The sequence below is a fragment of the Salipaludibacillus aurantiacus genome (assembly GCF_900111295.1).
Classification (GTDB): domain Bacteria; phylum Bacillota; class Bacilli; order Bacillales; family Salisediminibacteriaceae; genus Salipaludibacillus; species Salipaludibacillus aurantiacus.
In genome coordinates this window covers 312558-332758 of record NZ_FOGT01000003.1, presented here as the reverse complement: position 1 = coordinate 332758, position 20201 = coordinate 312558, and the positions used below count along the sequence as shown (strand labels likewise).

17 protein-coding genes are annotated in these 20201 nt (G+C 41.5%); 12 read left to right on the top strand and 5 right to left on the bottom strand.

The features are described from left to right. Window positions 1–83: 83 nt before the first annotated feature. From BMW59_RS05485 to BMW59_RS05430, 12 genes are all read left to right on the top strand, one after another. On the top strand, window positions 84–1619 hold the full coding sequence (locus BMW59_RS05485; RefSeq protein ID WP_177174193.1) for a GNAT family N-acetyltransferase: 1536 nt from the start codon (window positions 84–86) through the stop codon (window positions 1617–1619). A gap of 482 nt (window positions 1620–2101) precedes the next feature. Further along, complete coding sequence (locus tag BMW59_RS05480; protein ID WP_093048435.1) at window positions 2102–4180, top strand: beta-galactosidase; 2079 nt, start codon at window positions 2102–2104, stop codon at window positions 4178–4180. A gap of 67 nt (window positions 4181–4247) precedes the next feature. Beyond that, window positions 4248–5102, top strand: a complete 855-nt coding sequence (locus BMW59_RS05475; protein WP_093048432.1) for an AraC family transcriptional regulator — start codon at window positions 4248–4250, stop codon at window positions 5100–5102. Further along, window positions 5099–6121, top strand: coding sequence for an aldose epimerase family protein (locus tag BMW59_RS05470; RefSeq protein WP_093048429.1), 1023 nt, complete (start codon window positions 5099–5101; stop codon window positions 6119–6121). The genes BMW59_RS05475 and BMW59_RS05470 overlap by 4 nt, the downstream gene beginning before the upstream one ends. A 67-nt stretch (window positions 6122–6188) precedes the next feature. Further along, complete coding sequence (locus BMW59_RS05465; protein WP_093048426.1) at window positions 6189–6749, top strand: glycerol-3-phosphate responsive antiterminator; 561 nt, start codon at window positions 6189–6191, stop codon at window positions 6747–6749. Between the two features lie 200 nt (window positions 6750–6949). Further along, the gene (locus BMW59_RS05460; protein ID WP_093048423.1) at window positions 6950–7792 is read left to right on the top strand and encodes an MIP/aquaporin family protein; all 843 of its coding nucleotides are present in this window, start codon (window positions 6950–6952) and stop codon (window positions 7790–7792) included. A gap of 12 nt (window positions 7793–7804) precedes the next feature. Next, complete coding sequence (gene glpK, locus BMW59_RS05455; protein ID WP_093048420.1) at window positions 7805–9319, top strand: glycerol kinase GlpK; 1515 nt, start codon at window positions 7805–7807, stop codon at window positions 9317–9319. Between the two features lie 165 nt (window positions 9320–9484). Beyond that, window positions 9485–11149 (top strand): glycerol-3-phosphate dehydrogenase/oxidase, encoded by a 1665-nt coding sequence (locus tag BMW59_RS05450; RefSeq protein WP_093048417.1) that lies wholly within the window; start codon window positions 9485–9487, stop codon window positions 11147–11149. Between the two features lie 83 nt (window positions 11150–11232). Further along, complete coding sequence (locus BMW59_RS05445; protein WP_093048414.1) at window positions 11233–12966, top strand: phospho-sugar mutase; 1734 nt, start codon at window positions 11233–11235, stop codon at window positions 12964–12966. Between the two features lie 293 nt (window positions 12967–13259). Next, the gene (locus tag BMW59_RS05440; protein WP_093048410.1) at window positions 13260–13445 is read left to right on the top strand and encodes an aspartyl-phosphate phosphatase Spo0E family protein; all 186 of its coding nucleotides are present in this window, start codon (window positions 13260–13262) and stop codon (window positions 13443–13445) included. Window positions 13446–13931: 486 nt separating this feature from the next. Beyond that, window positions 13932–14426 (top strand): cation:proton antiporter regulatory subunit, encoded by a 495-nt coding sequence (locus BMW59_RS05435; RefSeq protein ID WP_093048407.1) that lies wholly within the window; start codon window positions 13932–13934, stop codon window positions 14424–14426. Next, on the top strand, window positions 14427–15596 hold the full coding sequence (locus BMW59_RS05430; protein ID WP_245732952.1) for a cation:proton antiporter: 1170 nt from the start codon (window positions 14427–14429) through the stop codon (window positions 15594–15596). It abuts the gene before it with no gap. Window positions 15597–15632: 36 nt separating this feature from the next. Here the strand turns inward: BMW59_RS05430 and BMW59_RS05425 are convergent, their stop codons facing one another. The 5 genes from BMW59_RS05425 to BMW59_RS05405 all read right to left on the bottom strand — a co-directional run bounded on the left by BMW59_RS05425 (window position 15633) and on the right by BMW59_RS05405 (window position 20122). Next, a complete protein-coding gene (locus BMW59_RS05425) occupies window positions 15633–16067 on the bottom strand; it encodes a CBS domain-containing protein (protein ID WP_093048404.1) in 435 nt (144 codons plus the stop codon). A 30-nt stretch (window positions 16068–16097) separates the two neighbouring features. Beyond that, complete coding sequence (locus tag BMW59_RS05420; protein WP_093048401.1) at window positions 16098–16802, bottom strand: P-II family nitrogen regulator; 705 nt, start codon at window positions 16800–16802, stop codon at window positions 16098–16100. Further along, window positions 16799–17530, bottom strand: coding sequence for a DUF1538 domain-containing protein (locus BMW59_RS05415; protein WP_093048398.1), 732 nt, complete (start codon window positions 17528–17530; stop codon window positions 16799–16801). The genes BMW59_RS05420 and BMW59_RS05415 overlap by 4 nt, the downstream gene beginning before the upstream one ends. Next, the gene (locus tag BMW59_RS05410) at window positions 17527–18219 is read right to left on the bottom strand and encodes a DUF1538 domain-containing protein (protein ID WP_093048395.1); all 693 of its coding nucleotides are present in this window, start codon (window positions 18217–18219) and stop codon (window positions 17527–17529) included. Before BMW59_RS05410 ends, BMW59_RS05415 begins: the two co-directional genes overlap by 4 nt. 358 nt (window positions 18220–18577) lie before the next feature. After that, a complete protein-coding gene (locus BMW59_RS05405; RefSeq protein WP_093048392.1) occupies window positions 18578–20122 on the bottom strand; it encodes a peptide chain release factor 3 in 1545 nt (514 codons plus the stop codon). Between the last annotated feature and the right edge of the window lie 79 nt (window positions 20123–20201).

Here is a 20201-nt window from a genome sequence, read left to right as displayed (position 1 = left end):
AAAATCGTTTGCTTTTTAGCACTAAATCCATTAGATTAAGTAAAGATATTCATCACGATTGCTGCCTGGAAAGGATGAACATTATGAGCCCGCTGGATATGTCCAAATTTGAAAAAAAAGTAATTATACGAAATATTAGGCATGAGGATATAGAAGATATTATTAAGCTTTCTAAAATATGCTTTCCAAACATGGAGCCGTGGAAAAGGTCCCACCTTATGAGCCATTTGGAAATGTTCCCGGAAGGCCAGTTTTGTGTAGAGCTGGAAGGAGAAATCATAGGATCATGCTCGAGTTTAATAATTAACTTTGATGAGTATGATGATCAGCATACTTGGGATGAGATAACAGATGAAGGTTATATTACAAACCATGACGATGAGGGGTACAATTTATATGGCATCGAGGTAGCCGTTCACCCCGACTACCGCCGTATGAAAATCGGCCGGCGCCTTTATGAAGCTCGAAAAGAGCTGGCGAGAGAGAAAAATCTTAAAAGTATTATAATTGGGGGTAGAATTCCCAACTACAGAAAACATTCACCTGAATTAACGCCGCGCCAATATGTGGAAGAAGTGATTCATCATAATATATTCGACCCGGTACTAACTTTTCAAGTGATGAATGGTTTTACGTTAAAAAGAATTAACCGAAATTATTTATTAGATGATGAAGCCTCTATGAAGTACGCTACTTTAATGGAATGGAATAACGTAGATTACAGACCGACGACAAAACGCCATTTTAAAACAGCGTTCCCAGTAAGGATATGCGCGATCCAATATATGATGAAGAAAATCAATTCTTTTGAGGAATTTGCCCAGCAGTGTGAATATTACGCAGATGTGGGGGCGAGTTATGCGTCTGATTTCGTTGTATTTCCGGAAATTTTTACAACCCAGCTGCTTTCATTTATTGAGGAAAAAAGCCCCAGCCGGGCGATTCGCCGCTTAACAGATTTCACAGAGGACTATATTAATTTATTCACAGACCTGGCGATAAAATACAATATTAATATTATTGGAGGCTCTCACTTTGTAGAAGAGAGCGGGAAGATTTATAACATTGCCTATTTGTTCAGGCGTGACGGGACCATTGAGAAACAATATAAGATTCATATTACCCCTAATGAAAGAAAGTTCTGGGGGATTCACGGCGGTGACAAAGTGGAAGTCTTTGATACTGACTGCGGGAAAATTGCCATTCAAATTTGTTATGATATTGAATTTCCAGAGCTTGGCCGAATTGCTACAGAGAAAGGCGCTAATATAATTTTTACTCCTTTCTGTACAGATGAACGGCAAGGATATTTGCGAGTCCGTTATTGTGCGCAGGCCAGAGCTGTAGAAAACCAAGTTTACACGATGATTGCAGGTACTGTGGGGAACTTGACCCATGTGGAAAATATGGACATCCAGTATGCCCAGTCAGGAATATTCACCCCATCTGATTTTGCTTTTCCGAGAGACGGAATTGTTGGGGAATGCCATCCGAATATAGAAACCGTGGTCGTGGGAGATGTGGACCTGGAACTTTTAAGGCGCCATCGTAAATCAGGAAATGTCACACAATTGCGCGACCGGAGAAAAGACTTGTATGAAGTTTATTTTGACTATTGATTAAAAATGACTAGACAGGGACAAACCCAATGAATAAGAATGGTGCACCTTGTTGAATGGAACTGGGACAAAACTAAAGACAAGTTTGTAAAAGACGAACAATAATTTTATCAGACATTTTTAAGGTGGTTACTTTTAGTTTTACCAATTTTTAAATACCCTCAGCTTTTTTGATTGAAGGACAGAAGGCGGTGACGCCACAGGGATTAGCGCAGTTTGAAGATCCAATTCAACGAAGTTCCAAGCTGAGTTGAATTTAGCTGAAGACAAGCCTCTGGGCAAGCGTCCGATTGGCGGACTAAAATCACTCCTTTTCTCAAAAAGAACGCCGAACAAAATTCTTCAAAAATTTTGTTCGGCTTTTTTGCCTTCCTGAAGACTTTCAGATTCTTATACTCTAGAAGTGAAGCTCCATATATACTTACTGATCATCCCTTTATACAATAAGAGTATATTTATATTTATTGAAAGGGGCATGCCTAATGACTGAACCTGTAGTTTTCCCGCCTTTGAACGAGAAGGCCCCCGGTCTGCTTCATGGTGCCGATTACAACCCTGAACAATGGAAGGATTACCCTCATATTTTCGAAGAAGACTTGAAACTGATGAAAAAAGCAAAATGCAATGTGATGTCTGTAGGTATTTTTTCTTGGGTATCACTCGAACCGGAAGAAGGCCGTTTTACATTTGAGTGGATGGATGAGGTACTTGACCGGCTCTACAAGAATGGCGTATTCGTATTCCTGGCTACACCGAGCGGTGCAAGGCCTGCATGGCTTTCCCAAAAATATCCCGAAGTTCTGCGAGTCACAGAGAGAAGGATGCGTAATCTGCATGGCTTCAGGCATAATCACTGTTACACCTCGCCAAAATACCGCGAAAAAGTATCAATTATTAACACTGAGCTGGCAGAAAGATACAGCCAACATCCAGCGGTAATTGGCTGGCATATTTCTAATGAGTATGGGGGAGAGTGCCACTGTGATTATTGCCAGGATGCTTTCCGAGCCTGGCTGGAAACCAAATATAAGTCGCTTGATAAATTAAACCATGATTGGTGGACGTCATTTTGGAGCCATACATATACTGACTGGTCCCAAATTGAGTCCCCATCGCCTGTGGGCGAAAATATGGTTCACGGCCTGAACCTTGATTGGAAAAGGTTTGTAACCGACCAGACAGTTGACTTTTTAAAACATGAAGTGAAACCGCTCAGAGAAAAGAACCCGAAGATTCCGGTGACAACTAATTTTATGGGAGATTATGAAGGATTAAATTATTGGAAATTCACAGAGATACTCGACATTATTTCGTGGGATGCCTATCCGGACTGGCATGTCCCGCGGGATGGAAGCAAACTGGCAGCAAGAGTTGGCCTCTTGCACGATTTAAACCGCTCTTTTAAAGGCGGCCAGCCATTCATGCTTATGGAGAGCACGCCAAGCATGACCAACTGGCAAAGTTACAGTAAGCTTAAACGTCCTGGAATGCATCTTCTTTCCTCTATTCAGGCAATAGCTCATGGTTCTGATACTGTCCAGTATTTTCAGTGGCGGAAAAGCAGGGGCTCCAGCGAAAAATTCCATGGAGCAGTCGTGGGGCACGATGGGACCGATAAAACACGAGTGTTTAAAGAGGTGCAGAAGACAGGGGAGACTTTGGAAAAACTTTATGAAATAAGCGGGACGAGTGTGCAGCCTGAAGCAGCCATTATTTATGACTGGGAAAACAGGTGGGCGTTAAAAGATGCCCAGGGGCCAAGAAATATCGGCATGCATTATGAAGAAACAGTAGAAGAACATTACAGACCTTTTTGGGAAAAAGGAATTCCTGCTGATATTGTGGATATGGAAGCAGATTTTTCACGGTATAAATTAGTCATTGCCCCAATGCTTTATATGATTAGGGCGGGTGCTGCTGAGAAATTAGAACAGTTTGTAAAAGATGGGGGCACCCTTGTGACCACTTACTGGTCAGGAATCGTTAATGAATCGGACCTCTGCTTTTTAGGAGGTTTTCCAGGTCCCTTGAAAAATGTACTGGGGATTTATTCTGAAGAAATTGACAGTCTCGTAGATGGGGAAACAAATGCCGTTGATTTCAAGACACCAAACCATTTAGGGCTTACAGGGAGCTATACAGCAAAAGAGCTCTGTGACCTCATTCATCTGGAGACAGCCGAAGCACTGGCAGCTTATTCGAATGATTTCTATGCAGGAACCCCTGCGCTCACGGTAAACCAGTTTGGCAAAGGGAAAGCTTACTATGTTGCTTCCCGTAACTGCAGTATATTCCAGCTTGATTTTCTGTCTGCCGTTATATCAGAGACCAGTCTTAAACCTGTGTTGAATGCTGATCTCCCTGCAGGAGTGAGTGCCCAGAAGCGGACAAACGGACAAGAAGAATTTATCTTTTTAATGAATTTTAATGAGTCGGAAGTTTATATTGAACTGTGTAGGGACAATAACGGACTAACAGACATGCTTTCCGGTAAAATGAGTGAGGAACGAATCCTTCTTGAACCTTATGGTTTTAAAGTCTTTAGAAAAGGGCTTTCATAAGTCGCTTTCCATGAAGGAAGTTTTTGTGTAAAATAGACCTATTATAACTTACAGGGAGGGAGAACAGGTGCCGGAAAATTTATTCAGCAGCCGAAGATATTCTTTTTCCGCTCATGACAAGTCCCTCCCTCTGTTTATTGAAACCATTGGTTACAACTCACAGGAAAGTACTATTTCCAGGCCTGCGGGTTATCCGTATATTCATTGGCTGCAAACGGTTAGCGGGGAAGGGAACTTCCGGACAGGGTCTGAAATATTTACCCTTAATGAAGGGGAGGGGATATTTTTACCGGCTAACATTCCCCACCAATATGAGCCAGCTGGAAAACAATGGGCAACGGTTTATTTAACGTTTGGCGGGGGAGCAGCGGAATCGATTCTGCTCGGTTTAAAATTAAATCAGGCTGTCGTTTTAAAAGATACACAAGACAATAAACTCCAAAAGACGCTTATGGATCTTATGGAAAACGTTAGGAAACAGCCAAGGGCTTTACCTCTTGAAGTTTCCAGTTATATATATAATTTTTTAATTTTATTAAGAAAGTATGGCGCGTTTAATTTTCAACCTTCTCTCACGAGTAAAATGGCCCGTATCGAACCATTGATTGACTGGATGAGTCACTATTACAGCCAAAATATTGGTCTTCAGGAAATGGAACAAAAAGCAGGCATAAGCAGCCAGTATTTATCTAAACTATTTAAAGAAACAATGGGGACAAGTCCTTATTCCTATTTAGTTCAGGTTCGGATCAGGAAAGCGAAAGAATTTCTTATCAAGGAGCCGGAACTGCCTTTGAAAGAAATCAGCCGGATGACAGGCTTTGAAGACGTCAGCCATTTTATAGCTACTTTCCGCAAAAAAGAAGGATTAACACCGGGAAATTACCGGAAATTACATACAGAAACGAGGGAGTTAGAATGAAGAAGAAAGTTGCGAGTTTTAATGGCCAGGATATTTTTTCTTACACTATTGAAAACAGCCGGGGAGTCTCTCTTACCGCGCTAAATTACGGAGCAGCGATTATTGAGCTGCTGGTCCCTGACCAATATGGGAAAAAAGAAAACATAGTTATTAATTACAGTGATATCTCTGATTACGAAAATAACCCGCATTATTTAGGGGTGGTAGCAGGCCGTACAGCCGGAAGGACGGCAGAAGGAATTCTCAACTTTGACGGACGTTCTCTTCAACTGGACAAAAATGATGGGAATAATCATCTGCATGGAGGATTTAAAGGACTGTCCAGGAAAATATGGGATGTGATTCAGGATGAAGCGAGACTGACATTTGAGTGTGTAAGCGCGGACGGTGAGGATGGTTATCCGGGGGAGGTATCTTTTAAAGTTGTCTATGAGTTAACGGATGAGAACAAGCTGGTTATTTCATACTGGGCTGAACCGGATGAGAAGACACCAATTAACTTAACGAATCATACGTATTTTAACTTAAGCGGGGATAAGAAAACGACTGTATTAGACCATATTTTGCAATTGTCCAGCAGTAAATTTTACGAGTTAGCTCCAGACTCCATTCCGATTGGAACAACAGATGTGGACAGGCATCCTGCGTTTGATTTTCGGGCTGGAAAACCGATCAGGGATGCAATTGAACAGGAAGATAAGCAGTTGGAAATTGTTAAGGGAGGGCTTGACCATCCCTTTTTATTAGATGAACAGCCTAAAGTAAAAGCACGGCTGAGTGATCCCAAATCCGGAAGAACGCTGGCTGTTGAAACAGAGGACCCTGCGATAGTTGTTTATTCAGGCAATCAAATTGAACAAAAGCCTGAATTAAATGGAAGCGAAGGGAAAAAATATGACGGGATATGCCTGGAAACTCAAATGCCTCCAAACGAGACTGAAACCTACCTGGTTGATAAAGGAGACATTTACGAAAAACAGACAGTTTTCTCTTTAGGTACAACTGACACAGAAATGTGATCTTTTTTCTTCTGTGTTCTGCTATAATATCTGTTACATGAGTTCACAGAAGGAAAAGGAGGAAACCATGCATTTCTCAAACTCAATGATTCTTCCAGCCATACGCGACTTGAAGGATCTGGATAAAGTAGCACAAACAGATTACGAATACATCGTTCTATTAAATACTCATATCGGTCAGCTGAAAAGCCTCGTTAAGATGCTGCGCGACCATGATAAGAAAGTATTGCTGCACGCAGATTTGGTTCAGGGGCTGAAAAGCGATGAGTACGGCGCCCAGTTTCTATGCAGGGATATCAGGCCGGCAGGATTAATATCTACGAGAAAGAATGTTTTATTAACAGCTAAAAAGGCGAAGTTGATCACAGTACAACGGTTGTTTCTTCTCGATTCAATCGCTTTGGAGTCGAGCTACAATATGCTCGAAACAATACAGCCTGACTGCATCGAAGTGCTCCCTGGCATTATTCCGCATATTATTCAGGAAATTTATGAAAAAACAAATACGCCTATAATAGCCGGGGGACTCATCCGGACAGAAAAAGAAGTCCAGGCTGCGATTGATGCCGGGGCAACTGCTGTGACAACGTCTAATAAAGAACTTTGGAACCGGGATCACGGACTTTAATAGAACATCAGATAATTAATTATTTTAATTATCTTCCTTTTGTTGACAACGCTTACATCCTCTGTTTTAATAAAGGACAAGTTAATAATTTTTTCGTGGAGACTATGGAGACCAACGGAAATTCACCTGGAGTGATTTGACGCCAGGGAGAATTCTGTTGGTCTCTTTTGTCTTCCAATCTTTTAAGAGGGGGAAAAGGAATGTCGCCTGTATTAGCTGAGTTTTTAGGTACGATGATGCTTATTGTCTTCGGGGGAGGTGTCGTAGCAGGGGTAGTCCTTAAAGGGACAAAATCAGAAGGCACAGGATGGGTTTTAATCACTTTTGCCTGGGGTCTTGGTGTGGCCATGTCGGTTTATATGATTGGAGAAATCAGCGGCGGCCATATTAACCCTGCAGTAACAGTAGGCTTAGCGTTAATTGGGGATTTTGCGTGGTCGAGTGTGCCAGCTTATATTGGGGCACAGGTAGCCGGAGCATTTACCGGTGCCGCACTGGTTTTCTGTGTGTATTATCCTCATTTCAGAAATACAGAAGATCAAGGGGCAAAACATGGGGTATTTGCTACAGCTCCCGCAATCAAACATACACCATCAAACTATTTTAGTGAAGTTATAGGCACATTTGTATTATTATTTGGTATCCTTGCATTAGGTGCCAATGATGCAGGTGGGCTTGACCCTCTTCTCGTTGGATTTTTAATCGTCGTCATTGGTATGTCTTTAGGTGGGACGACAGGGTATGCAATTAACCCTGCGCGTGATTTAGGACCAAGAATTGCTCATGCTATATTGCCCATTCATAACAAAGGCGGTTCCGGCTGGTCCTATGCGTGGATACCTATTGCAGGACCGATTATAGGAGGAGCATTAGGAACATTGAGTTACGTCGCTTTATTTGAAGGAGTTGTAAATCCGGCTCTGTGGCTTTTCATTGTATTGTTTTTCATTGTTCTGTTTATCTCTTATAAAATGGATCAAAAAGAGTTACAGCCTAAGAGTTTGGAAGATACTTATCACAATCCTGAACAAAAACAAGCATAGGGGGAAATTAACATGGAAAAGAAATATGTATTAGCATTAGACCAGGGGACTACTAGTTCAAGAGCGATTTTATTTAACAAAGAGGGGAAAATCGTAGATGTTGCCCAGAAAGAGTTCAGGCAGATTTTTCCTAAGCCAGGCTGGGTAGAGCATAATGCTAATGAAATCTGGTCTTCAATCTTAGGGGTTATCGCAGAAGTACTCAGTAATCAGGATGTATCACCTAAAGAGATTGCCTCAATCGGGATTACAAATCAGCGTGAAACCACGGTGGTATGGGAAAAAGATACAGGCCGGCCGATATATAACGCGCTTGTGTGGCAGTCCCGCCAGACTGATGATATTTGTCAGGAACTGAAAGAACAAGGCCATAACGATCTTTTCAGGGATAAAACGGGATTATTAATTGATGCTTATTTTTCCGGTACAAAAGTGAAATGGCTCCTTGATAATGTTGAAGGGGCGAGAGAAAAAGCAGAACAGGGCAAACTTTTATTCGGAACCATTGATACGTGGCTTATTTGGAAACTTTCCGGAGGTACAGCCCACGTCACAGATTATACAAATGCTTCCCGTACGCTTATGTATAACATTCATGAATTAAAATGGGATGAGGAACTTCTTGATATTCTCGGTGTTCCACAATCGATGCTTCCTGAAGTAAAGCCTTCTTCTGAAGAATACGCTAAAACGATCAGTTACCATTTCTTTGGAGAAGAAGTGCCAATCGCCGGGGCTGCGGGAGACCAGCAGGCAGCTTTATTCGGACAGGCATGCTTTGAGAAAGGGATGGCTAAAAATACTTATGGGACAGGCTGCTTTATGCTTATGAATACAGGAGAAGAGGCGGTTAAGTCCAATCACGGGCTGTTGACTACCATCGCCTGGGGAATTGACGGAAAAGTGGAATATGCACTTGAGGGAAGTATTTTTGTAGCTGGTTCAGCGATTCAATGGCTAAGGGACGGATTAAGAATGCTTAAATCGGCACCGGAAACCGAAGGATATGCGTCGAGAGTGGAATCAACTGACGGAGTCTATATGGTACCTGCGTTTGTCGGATTGGGAACACCTTACTGGGATAGTGAAGTTCGCGGTGCGATATTCGGTCTTACGAGAGGAACGGAGAAAGAACATTTTATACGTGCGACACTTGAATCCCTTGCTTACCAGACACGCGATGTACTGGAAGCCATGGTTGCTGATTCCGGGATCGATGTTAAAACGTTACGAGTTGACGGAGGGGCAGTCGCCAACAACTTCTTAATGCAGTTCCAGAGTGATATTCTTGACGTGCCTGTTGACCGGCCGGAGATCCAGGAAACAACGGCCCTGGGGGCAGCTTATTTGGCAGGACTCGCTGTGGGATTCTGGCAAAATAAAGAAGAAATCGCCCAGCAGTGGCATATTGATAAAACGTTTAATACTGAAATGGATAATGACATGCGTGAAGAATTATATGAGGGCTGGAAAACGGCGGTCGAGGCAACGATGGCATTTAAGAAAAAGAAAAAACAGACTATTTAATACAATTAAATTAAAAACTATGATATAATGACCTTAAATTAATGATGAAGGTCTGGAGATATGGAGAGACCACAGCACTTAAGCATAAAAGGATTTCCTTTCATGCTTAGGATGTTGTGGTCTTTTTCTGTATAGCCTCCTTCCCACCAGGAAAGGATGTCTCAAATGGTAAAACCTTTTTCAGCAGTTCAACGGCAATCATATTTAAACCAGATGAGTGAAAATGAACTCGACCTTCTAGTAATCGGCGGAGGAATCACAGGCGCGGGGATCGCACTGGATGCGACTTCCAGAGGCATGACGACCGGGCTTGTTGAAATGCAGGATTATGCAGCAGGAACATCAAGCCGCTCGACAAAGCTCGTACACGGCGGGTTGAGATATTTAAAACAGTTTGAATTTAAAATCGTTTCTGAAGTAGGAAAAGAAAGAGCGATCGTTTACGAGAATGCGCCTCATGTGACTAACCCTGAATGGATGCTGCTTCCGATTATCCAGGGGGGAACTTTTGGAAAGTTTGCCACGTCCATGGGATTAAAAGTCTATGATTTTCTAGCAGGCGTTAAACGTAAAGAAAGACGAAATATGTTAAGCAAGAAAGAAACTATGAAAAAGGAACCTCTCCTTCGACAGGACACGTTGAAAGGAAGCGGTGTATACGTCGAGTATAAGACGGATGATGCAAGATTAACTCTCGAAATTTTAAAAGAAGCTGTTCACAGAGGGACAAAAGCAGTCAACTATACAAAAGCCGAGTCACTCTTATATGAAAATGGCAAAGTAACTGGTGCTAAAGTAAAAGACCTGGTCAGCGGGGAAATTCACCATATCCGGGCTAAGAAAGTCGTTAACGCTGCAGGGCCATGGGTGGACGAATTAAGGGAAAAAGACCGCTCTAAGAAAGGGAAGTTCCTTTATTTAACGAAAGGTGTCCATATTGTCATCGACCAATCCCGTTTTCCTTTGAAACAGGCCGTTTATTTCGACACCGAGGGAGACGGCCGGATGGTCTTTGCAATTCCAAGAGACGGGAAAACTTATGTAGGTACGACGGACACTCATTATGCTGAAGATATTGCATCTCCTCGAATGACCGAAGATGATTTAACCTATCTTATTGATGCGACCAATTATATGTTCCCTTCAGTGAAGCTCCAAAGGGAAGATGTGGAATCGAGCTGGGCAGGGCTTCGTCCGCTTATTCATGAAGAAGGTAAGGATGCATCAGAAATCTCACGTAAGGATGAGATTTTTGAATCAGAATCCGGCCTTTTATCCATTGCCGGAGGAAAGTTGACTGGTTACCGGAAAATGGCTGAACGGATTGTCGATTTGACAGCGAAGGAACTCGGAGTTCCTGAAAAGTGCACCACAGAAAAAATCGTTCTGTCGGGCGGTGATGTCGGAGGCTCCGACCAGCTGGAAACGTTTATAGAGAACTGGACGAAAAAAGGAAAAGAGATTGGCCTGAGTGAGAAAGAGGCCAGGAAACTTACCCGTCTTTATGGTTCCAATGTAGCGAGAGTATATGAGATATTAGAAACTTCCGGAGATGAGGGCAAACATTACGGGCTGCCTGCAAGTGTCTACGCTTCTCTCGTATATGGAATCGAAGAGGAAATGGTAGTTTCACCAATTGATTTCTTTAACCGACGTACGAGCGCCTTATTCTTTGATATAGACTTTGTTAAACAACATAAAATAGGAGTCTTGAAGTATATGTCTGACCGTTTTCACTGGAGTGAGGAAGAACGTGACCGGCACATTGAACGTCTTGAAGAAGAAATTTTCTATGCTGTAAATCCTGTGGCAGCAAAAGAAAAAAATTAATGTGAAACCTCTTTACTATAGGCAGGAAATTGCGTATAACTAAACTTAAGAACGTTGCCTATATATAAAGAGGAGGAAACTAAATGGATTGGAAACAGCAGTATGAGAAATGGAAATCAAAAACAGGACTGGATAAAAATATTAAAGAAGAGCTCCTTCAGTTTGAAGATGACGAAAAGTCTCTAGAGGACTGTTTCTATAAAAACCTGGAGTTTGGGACCGGAGGCATGCGCGGAGAGATCGGGCCAGGCACGAACAGGATGAACATTTACACCATCAGAAAAGCAGCCCAGGGCCTGGCCCAGTTTATAAAAAACGCCGGACAGGAAGCCGCTGATAAAGGGATAGTAATCGCCCACGATAACCGGAGAATGTCGAAAGAATTTGCTCTTGAAGCTGCCTGCACGTTCGGGGCGAACGGCGTTAAAACGTATCTGTTTAAGGAATTGCGGCCTACTCCTGAACTTTCTTTTGCAGTCCGTGAATTAAATACGCATTCAGGGGCCATGATTACAGCGAGCCATAATCCTCCGGAATACAACGGTTTTAAAGTGTACGGAGAAGATGGCGGACAGCTTGTCCCGGAAGAGGCAGACCGTCTTATAGCCATGGTTGATGCGGTTGAAGATGAGCTTGACGTAAAGACAGAAGATGCCGAAAAACTTGAGCAGCAAGGCCTTCTGGAATGGGTCTTGGAAGATATCGATGCCCGCTATCAGGCACAGTTGGAAACGGTGCTTATTGACAAGGAATTGATCCGCCAAACAGGAGATGAGCTGTCTATCGTGTTCACCCCTCTTCACGGAACAGCTCAAGAGCCTATGACGAGAGCTTTTGAGAAGGCAGGGTTTACAAATGTGAATGTAGTGGAACAGCAGGCAATACCTGATACAGAATTTTCAACGGTTAAATCGCCTAATCCTGAAGAGCGTGAAGCATTTGAATTGGCAATTAATCTTGGAGAAGAAACCGGAGCTGATGTATTAATTGCTATGGATCCCGATGCAGACCGCGTTGGCCTGGCCGTTAAAAATAATGAAGGCAAGTACCAGGTATTATCAGGTAACCAGACAGGAGCCCTGATGCTTGATTACTTGCTCAAAAAGAAAAAAGAAAAAGGGCTTATTCCTTCAAACGGGGTCGTTATTAAAACAGTGGTGACCTCTGAAATAGGCCGTACAATCGCTGAATCTTTCGGTGTTAAAACGTTAGATGTACTTACCGGGTTTAAATTTATCGGGGAAAAAATCCGCCAGTTCGAAGAGAGCGGAGAATACACCTTCCTGTTCGGCTACGAAGAAAGCTTCGGATATTTAATCGAGCCTTTTGCAAGAGATAAAGACGCCATTCAAGCAGGCCTGTTAGCCGCAGAGATGTGCGCCTATTACAAGCAGGAGGGAATGACCTTATATGAAGGGCTGATCAGCCTTTTCGATACTTATGGTTATTACTATGAAGATTTGGCTTCTTTCGTATTTAAAGGCAAAGAAGGAGCAGAGAAGATTCAACGGATTATGAGTGAATTCCGCAATGACATTTCTAATGGGAACCTTTCAGAAGGCGTATATGCAGTTGAGGATTATAAAACCAGTGTGCGGCACTTAATAAGCAGCGGCGACACAGAGACGATTGATCTCCCGCAGTCCAATGTACTTAAAATATTGCTTGAAGATGGATCCTGGTACTGTCTCAGACCGTCAGGGACAGAGCCGAAAATAAAATGTTATTTCGGAGTGAAGGAAGACTCTGCTGACCTTGTTCATAAACGGATTGACGAGATTAAACAGAATGTTTTAGAAAAAGTTAATAATATTTAAAGAAAATTTCCAGAGGCATGCAGGCCTCTGGAAATTTTTTAATCCATTTTTGGGAAAAAAGAGGAATTATCGCAAAACTTTTTAGTTTGTAATAAAATAAAATGTTATTTTTTCATAAACTTTTGTGTAATTTTAATAAAAGTTTCGTTTTTTGGCGTTTAATAATGGAAATAATGAATAATAGTATGGTAAAATTACAAATATCGTAAGTACACATTACCTGTAAATTTTCTGAAACATTGTATGAGAAGAATCTAAATCGAATGTAATTCAAGGTGAGGCGATTGTAAACAATGGGTTTTAAAAATTCCTTAAAAGTCCAAATGGAAGCTAAACGTAAATTAATGATATATTCAGCCAACAAACACGGTTTTACTTCCTCAGAAACCATTCGTTACAGCCAGGAACTTGATCATCTTATGAACCTTTACAGGAAATTCGAAACAACAGCAGAAGAAAAGACGACTTCTGTAAAATGAAAAATTACTTCATGACTAAACAAACAGAGTATTTTTACAGAATAAAAAGTATCGTAATGGCCGGGCCGTTACGATACTTTTTATGTTTAACCAGCAAAGTATATCCGAAAGGAGACGACAGTTAATTATGATGAGCAAACAGTTCACAATCAGACTACAGCCATCAATGTAGTGAAAATAGAGCAGGCTTAAAAAAAATAGAGGTTTAAAGCCGGTACGGTTTCTTCTGTGACCCTATACATTATAAAGAAGGACAATAAGTGGATAAGTTTCTTCTATAAGGTAATTGCCAGCAAAACATAACAAAATACTTGCAGATTCGTATGAGAGAGTACCTCCGCTGATATTGCCACCTGAATGACGGTTTCCGTCTGTCATTCATATGACCACTAGCTAGGGGCGTACTAAAGTAAGTGTAGGAACTGACAATGGAATAGGATATAATACACTGTGCAGACTTATTTAATGTCGAAAGGAAGGGTAATAATGAAAGTTAAAATGACTGATTTGCCGGGAATAGGCAAAAAAATTTCATTTATAACTGGTGAAGGCAGTATGATAGTGCTGGTAGTTCACCATACAGGGAAGAGAGAAATGTATTTTTTCTATGATAAAGACAATGATGAGGCAGACTTCAGCATAGATTTAACCGCCGATGAAACACGTGAGTTAGGCGCCCAGCTTTTGGGGGCTGTTTACCAGCCTGTCGATTCAGAAAAAATGAAACTTCTTAAAAGTCAAATTGTAACTGAATGGATTAAACTTGAAAAAGAATCACCGTTAGTAAACAAGTCAATCGGAGCTTCCGAGATAAGAAAAAAAACCGGGGTTTCGGTGGTGGGAATTTTCAGAACTGATGAGGTGATTGCGAGCCCTGATGTAGATCAGGTACTCTTGGCAGGCGATACACTGATGGCTATTGGGAAACAGGAGGAAATCAGTCAGTTTGAAGATCTATGCGCAGGAGAGGCGGTTATATAATTGGATGTTCAGATGCCAGTGATCCTTACGGCCGGCTTTTTATTCCTTCTGATGTTTTTTATAGGTGTTTTTGGAAGTCGCTATAAAGTACCTGAAGTCATCGTATATATATTATTAGGAATGGTATTAGCTTCATTTATAGGTGAGTCAGAATTGCTTTATTTAGTGGGGGAAATTGGAATTATTCTTTTGTTCTTTATGCTGGGAATGGAATTTCCTCTTAAACAGCTAATGAATGTAGCAAAAAAAGTTACACCCGCTGGTACTTTGGATGTTATTTTAAATATCGGAATAACTATGGGGATTGTTTTATTATTTGGTTTAGGTCTCATCGAAGCATTATTAATAGGAGGAGTAGTTTACGCTACCAGTTCTTCAATTACCGCTAAAATGCTGGAAACATCTAAACGAATGGCTAACCCCGAATCTGAGTTTATATTAGGATTATTAATTTTTGAGGATCTTGTGGCTCCCGTCTTAGTGGCCATTTTAGTCGGCTTGACAGCAGGCACAGCTTTAACTGCCGGTGCTTTCAGTATAATCGCATTTAAAGTTATATTGCTGATAGCAGGAGCTGTCATCCTGGGACAGGTTTTATTTAAAAAGCTGGAGAAATTTTTCGATAAGTATTTGAATTATGATGCTTTTATACTTTTTGTGGCAGGGACGGCTTTAGCTTATGGTGGGATCGCTTTATATTTGAACTTATCAGAAGTATTGGGGGCTTTTCTTGCTGGTATTATGATTGCTGAAGTAAGGAAAACGGAGCAGCTGGAACATCTTATAGTTCCTGTAAGGGATTTGACTTTGCCTATATTCTTTATCTGGTTTGGAACAACAATTGAATTCGGTGAAGGAATTCCTATGCCCGGTCTTCTTATTACTCTTATAGTTTGGGGAATAGTAGCTAAGCTAATAGTCGGAGTAGTTGGAGGAAGAATTTACGGCCTCTCTAAAAAAGTTTCACTCAGAGCCGCTTTCTCTCTCGTTCAGCGGGGAGAGTTTTCCATTATAATTGCCGCTTTGGCTTCTGCGGAGCTCATGGTTTTTAGCAGTGTCATCATTTTATCCACGGCTATCACAGGCATCATTCTTTTTCAGTTTGCTCCAAAGATTTCAAGCGCGTTTTATCCTAATAAAAAGCCATCTAAAGTTAAATTACCTGGATAAACAGAAAGGGGCTGATACTTAATGTATCCAGCCCTTTCAGTCAAAATTTTGGAGTAGCTCAAAAATATTTAAATGGCCTGCTATTCTCTTATTTTCATCCAGCACAGGCAGCTCGTCAACATTATTTTCAACCATAAATTGAAGGGCTTCTTCCAGGGAGTCATCTTGATATATGATAGGACACTTGACCATTAAATCTTCAGCAGTCATGTGAGAAGATGTCAACTGGAATAAACTTTTAACAGAATAAGAGTGACGCGTGCGGATTCCTTTTTTCAAAGAGAAACCTTTTATCATTTTAGAGACTGGTATAGTTCCTTTTAACCTGCAGTCGATATCAATTACGAATATTGAGCGGAATAGAGGATTCATATTTTGAAATGATGTGAATATTTCCTCAAAGTCCGCTGATGGTGCTACTGTTGGAAAGTCATTTGTTATAGTGGTAAAGACATCCCTTACTTTGAGCATAGTGTCACTCCTTTTTCTTCTTATGAGCCCTTATTTAGGGGCTTCTTTCATAAGGTGGTGAATGCCAATTGTCTGTTCCACCGGAAGCACAAAAGAAATTCCTTTTCCAGGTTCATTTATTTGTACGTCTTCTTCAATAGCTTTTAAAACTTTTTTAGTATAACTTTTCTTAATCAATGTGAGCACCACGTCTTTTTCAGGTTCGATAGCAATGGAAAAAAGTTTAGCTTTTTCATGAATACCGCTTCCGCGTCCGTTAATAACCGTTCCGCCTTCAGCGCCTCCACGGTTTGAAGCATCAATGACTTTACCTGCGTCCCCTTTGTTCACAATGGTGATTATAAGGTCAAATCCTTTATGTTTAATATCATCAGTCATTTCTTCTATATCCTCCTTTACTTCTTCCTCGTAATTCATATGGGCTATTCCGATTGTTTTTTTTATGTCAATAATGAATCCCAGTCCTTTTCCTTTTTCATAAAGTTTGGCTTCTGTTAATACGGCATTCAGCACATTAGGAAGAATGTCTTCAGGGATCAGGTTGAGAACCAGTTCTTTCTCATAGAGAGCATCAACTCCAAAAACTTTCTTTTTTTCGTGGATGCCCCTTCCGGCGCCTATTAAAATTGTGCCGCCTTCGGATCCTGCGGATTTAGCTGCTTTCATAACTTTTTTAGCTTTGCCCTTTTTAACAATAGTGACTAAGAGCTTGTGGTCTCTGCGAAGTTTATTCATTGTTCCATCCGCTCCTTTTGTTTGTAGATCAGACCGAGTATGAGCACTGAAATGATAGGAGTCAAGGCTACTAGAGCAATCATACCAAATCCGTCCACTAACGGATCCCTGCCTTCTGTAACTGTTGCAACACCTACAGCAATAGCCATTATAAATGTTACCGTCATTGGTCCGGTTGCTACTCCCCCCGCATCGAAAGCAATAGAGATAAAGCGGTCTTTAGAAATAAAAATAAGGATAAGGGCAAGTGCGTAACCGGGTACGATAAACCACCATAACGGTATCCCTGCTAATATTCTGAACATCGACAATGCGATAGATACACCGACACCCAGAGAGAGAGTAATTAACATCACGTTTTTTGATATGGAACCGGCTGTCACTTTTTCTACTTCATAATTTAGGATCCTGATAGCCGGTTCAGCGAAAGTGGCTACAAGTCCGAATAAAAATCCCAATGCAGGAAGAAGGAACATGGTATTTTCCCGGGCTCCCAGGGATTCTCCAATTGCTTCGCCGGCAGGGAAGAATCCAACTTCAACACCTTGCAAAAATAAAACAAGTCCTGCAAAAGTAAAAATGATCCCGATCACTATATTTTTTATCTTTTCTTTTTCCAGTTTAAGAAAGAAAAACTGAAAGACGAAAAAGAAAATCAGCAAAGGAATGACCGCCATAGTTACTTCGATTAAAACATGCTCAATGTCTTCAAACAATACTCTAATCATCCGTAAATCACTCCCAAAATCATCACTGAAATTATTGGACCAATGGAAGCTAAGGCAACTAGGCCAAACCCGTCACTAGTGGATTGCTTACCTCTTAAAACTGAGGCAACTCCAACCCCCAGCGCCAGTATGAAGGGAACGGTCATAGGTCCGGTCGTTACTCCGCCTGCATCAAATGATATGGGTATAAATGCGTCTGGGGTGAAAGAAGCTAAAGTGAAAACAGCCGCATACCCGGTCACCAGTATATATTTTAAAGGAATATTGAAAATGGTTCTGGCCATCGCCACGGCCACGAAGAATCCAACGCCCATAGCTACGGCATATACAAGTACTAAATTGGAAATTGCTCCGTCGGAAACCTGATCCACCTGAGAAGCAAGTACTCTGACGTCTGGTTCAGCTATCGTTACTACTGCGCCAAGGATAAATCCAATAAGGATAATTAACCAGGGTTTTTTTGTTTTAGGTAAGGCAGACCCTATCATATCCCCAATAGGTAACAAACCGATATGTACGCCTACGAGAAACAAAAATAGACCAAGTCCGACCATGATGACACCTGCAATAAAACGGAAAAAAATATCAAAAGGGAGACCGATTACCGTAAATTGTAAAATAATTATTAATACAGCCATAGGCAGGATTGCCATTATTACTTCTTTCAGCTGTTCATATATATCTTTCATGTTTTCCCTCCAATCAGATCGTTTACTAAGAGCTCTGTGGCTTTGTTAGTTCTTTACCCTATAATTAAAAAGTTCACGCACTTTCTACAATTAATTGAATAGTTTGAAAATAAAAGATATAATTAATTTACCATCATGTCTTCATAAATTGAAGAAAGCGGTGATAAGACATGGCCATCATTTATATTTGCAAGCAGTGTAACGGGTCGGGTCGTGTGGAAAGGAAGCTTTGGTTTGTCACTGCGTCATTATCGTGCCGCTCGTGTGAGGGAGAAGGAAAGAGAAAATCAGTCAAAAGAAAAGTAACAAATTAAGAAGCCTGCAGTTTAAAAGCTGCAGGCTTTATTCTGTTTATAAATCATTCCAAAATATCCCATCCTGTAGATAACTCAACGTCAGGATGCTTGTCGCTGAACCACCTGAGGGCAAAGTCATTTTCAAATAAGAGGACGGCGCGTCCCTGCTGGTCGTTAACAAGCATTTTACGGCTGTCTGTCATGTCATCAGAGACTTTTCCTTTTGTTACCCATCTGGCTAGTTCGTGGGTCATATGCTGGAACTCTATATCCACTTTATATTCATTTTTCATCCGGTACTCGAATACCTGGAACTGAAGTTCACCGACAGCCCCGATAATATAATCTTCAAAGTACGGTGTTTTATATAACTGAATCGTTCCTTCCTGGACGAGCTGCTCGATTCCTTTATGATACTGCTTATGTTTTAGAGCATTTTTGGCAGTGACTTTAGCGAACTTTTCAGGCGGGAACTGCGGCATTTCTTCATATTGCAGACGCTCTCCGCCGCCGACAATCGTGTCGCCGACCTGAAAGTTTCCGGAATCATATAAGCCGACAATATCTCCAGGCTTGGCACTTTCTACTGTTTCCCTGTCGGAAGCAAAAAAGGAATGTGACTGGTTCAGTTTCATTTTCTTCCCTGTCCGTGACAATGTCACTTCCATTCCTCTGTCAAACTGCCCGGAACAGACTCTTAAAAATGCAATCCGGTCACGGTGATTCGGATTCATATTTGCCTGGATTTTAAAGATAAATCCGGAAAACTGCGGACTTTCCGGAGGAACGGACTCACCTGAAGCTTTACGCGGCTGGGGTGGAGCGGCCAGTTTAACAAATTGATCAAGAAAAGACTGTACTCCGAAATTAGACAGCGCACTGCCAAAAAAGACAGGGGTTAAGGTCCCGTTCTGAACTTTTTCATGAGAATACTCATTTCCGGCTTCCTCCAGAAGCATGATTTCTTCTTCCAAAGCCTCGCGTTCATAATCCTGCAGTACTGATTCCTCTTTGTAAGGGATGATCTCTCTCTCATGTGAATCATTATAAATTTCGACGGTGTCATCGGGAATACTGTAAATTCCTTTGAGCCGTTTTCCCATGCCGACCGGCCAGTTCATAGGATAAGTGTCCATTTCCAGCGTCTCTTCAATCTCAGAAAGAAGGTCTAATGGCTCCTTGCCTTCACGGTCAAGTTTATTTATAAACGTTAAAATCGGAATACCTCTCATCCGGCAGACTTTAAAAAGTTTTAACGTCTGGGCTTCGATTCCTTTAACGCTGTCGATGACCATAACTGCCGTATCCACAGCTGTAAGTGTACGGTAGGTGTCCTCACTGAAATCCTGGTGACCGGGGGTATCCAGAATATTAATTTGCACATCATTGTATAGAAGCTGCATGACACTGGAAGTAACAGAGATTCCTCTCTGCTTCTCGATTTCCATCCAGTCTGATGTGGCAAACTTACCTGATTTTTTTCCTTTTACAGTTCCGGCACTGCGAATCCCGCCGCCCAGGAGAAGCACTTTCTCAGTTAATGTCGTTTTACCTGCGTCAGGGTGGGATATAATTGCAAACGTGCGTCTCGGTGTGTCAACTGACATAAACAAATTCCTCTCTATAATAAAGTTATAAATGAACAGCAAGTTAATGTTATTCCAATACTCCATTATAACTAATAAA

Coding starts and splice junctions, on each gene's coding strand:
- BMW59_RS05410 (WP_093048395.1), bottom strand. CDS start 18,219: ATGAAAGATATATATGAACAGCTGAAAGAAGTAATAATGGCAATCCTG.
- glpK (WP_093048420.1), top strand. CDS start 7,805: ATGGAAAAGAAATATGTATTAGCATTAGACCAGGGGACTACTAGTTCA.
- BMW59_RS05450 (WP_093048417.1), top strand. CDS start 9,485: ATGGTAAAACCTTTTTCAGCAGTTCAACGGCAATCATATTTAAACCAG.
- BMW59_RS05425 (WP_093048404.1), bottom strand. CDS start 16,067: ATGCTCAAAGTAAGGGATGTCTTTACCACTATAACAAATGACTTTCCA.
- BMW59_RS05465 (WP_093048426.1), top strand. CDS start 6,189: ATGCATTTCTCAAACTCAATGATTCTTCCAGCCATACGCGACTTGAAG.
- BMW59_RS05445 (WP_093048414.1), top strand. CDS start 11,233: ATGGATTGGAAACAGCAGTATGAGAAATGGAAATCAAAAACAGGACTG.
- BMW59_RS05460 (WP_093048423.1), top strand. CDS start 6,950: ATGTCGCCTGTATTAGCTGAGTTTTTAGGTACGATGATGCTTATTGTC.
- BMW59_RS05415 (WP_093048398.1), bottom strand. CDS start 17,530: ATGATTAGAGTATTGTTTGAAGACATTGAGCATGTTTTAATCGAAGTA.
- BMW59_RS05440 (WP_093048410.1), top strand. CDS start 13,260: ATGGGTTTTAAAAATTCCTTAAAAGTCCAAATGGAAGCTAAACGTAAA.
- BMW59_RS05470 (WP_093048429.1), top strand. CDS start 5,099: ATGAAGAAGAAAGTTGCGAGTTTTAATGGCCAGGATATTTTTTCTTAC.
- BMW59_RS05485 (WP_177174193.1), top strand. CDS start 84: ATGAGCCCGCTGGATATGTCCAAATTTGAAAAAAAAGTAATTATACGA.
- BMW59_RS05420 (WP_093048401.1), bottom strand. CDS start 16,802: ATGAATAAACTTCGCAGAGACCACAAGCTCTTAGTCACTATTGTTAAA.
- BMW59_RS05405 (WP_093048392.1), bottom strand. CDS start 20,122: ATGTCAGTTGACACACCGAGACGCACGTTTGCAATTATATCCCACCCT.
- BMW59_RS05435 (WP_093048407.1), top strand. CDS start 13,932: ATGAAAGTTAAAATGACTGATTTGCCGGGAATAGGCAAAAAAATTTCA.
- BMW59_RS05480 (WP_093048435.1), top strand. CDS start 2,102: ATGACTGAACCTGTAGTTTTCCCGCCTTTGAACGAGAAGGCCCCCGGT.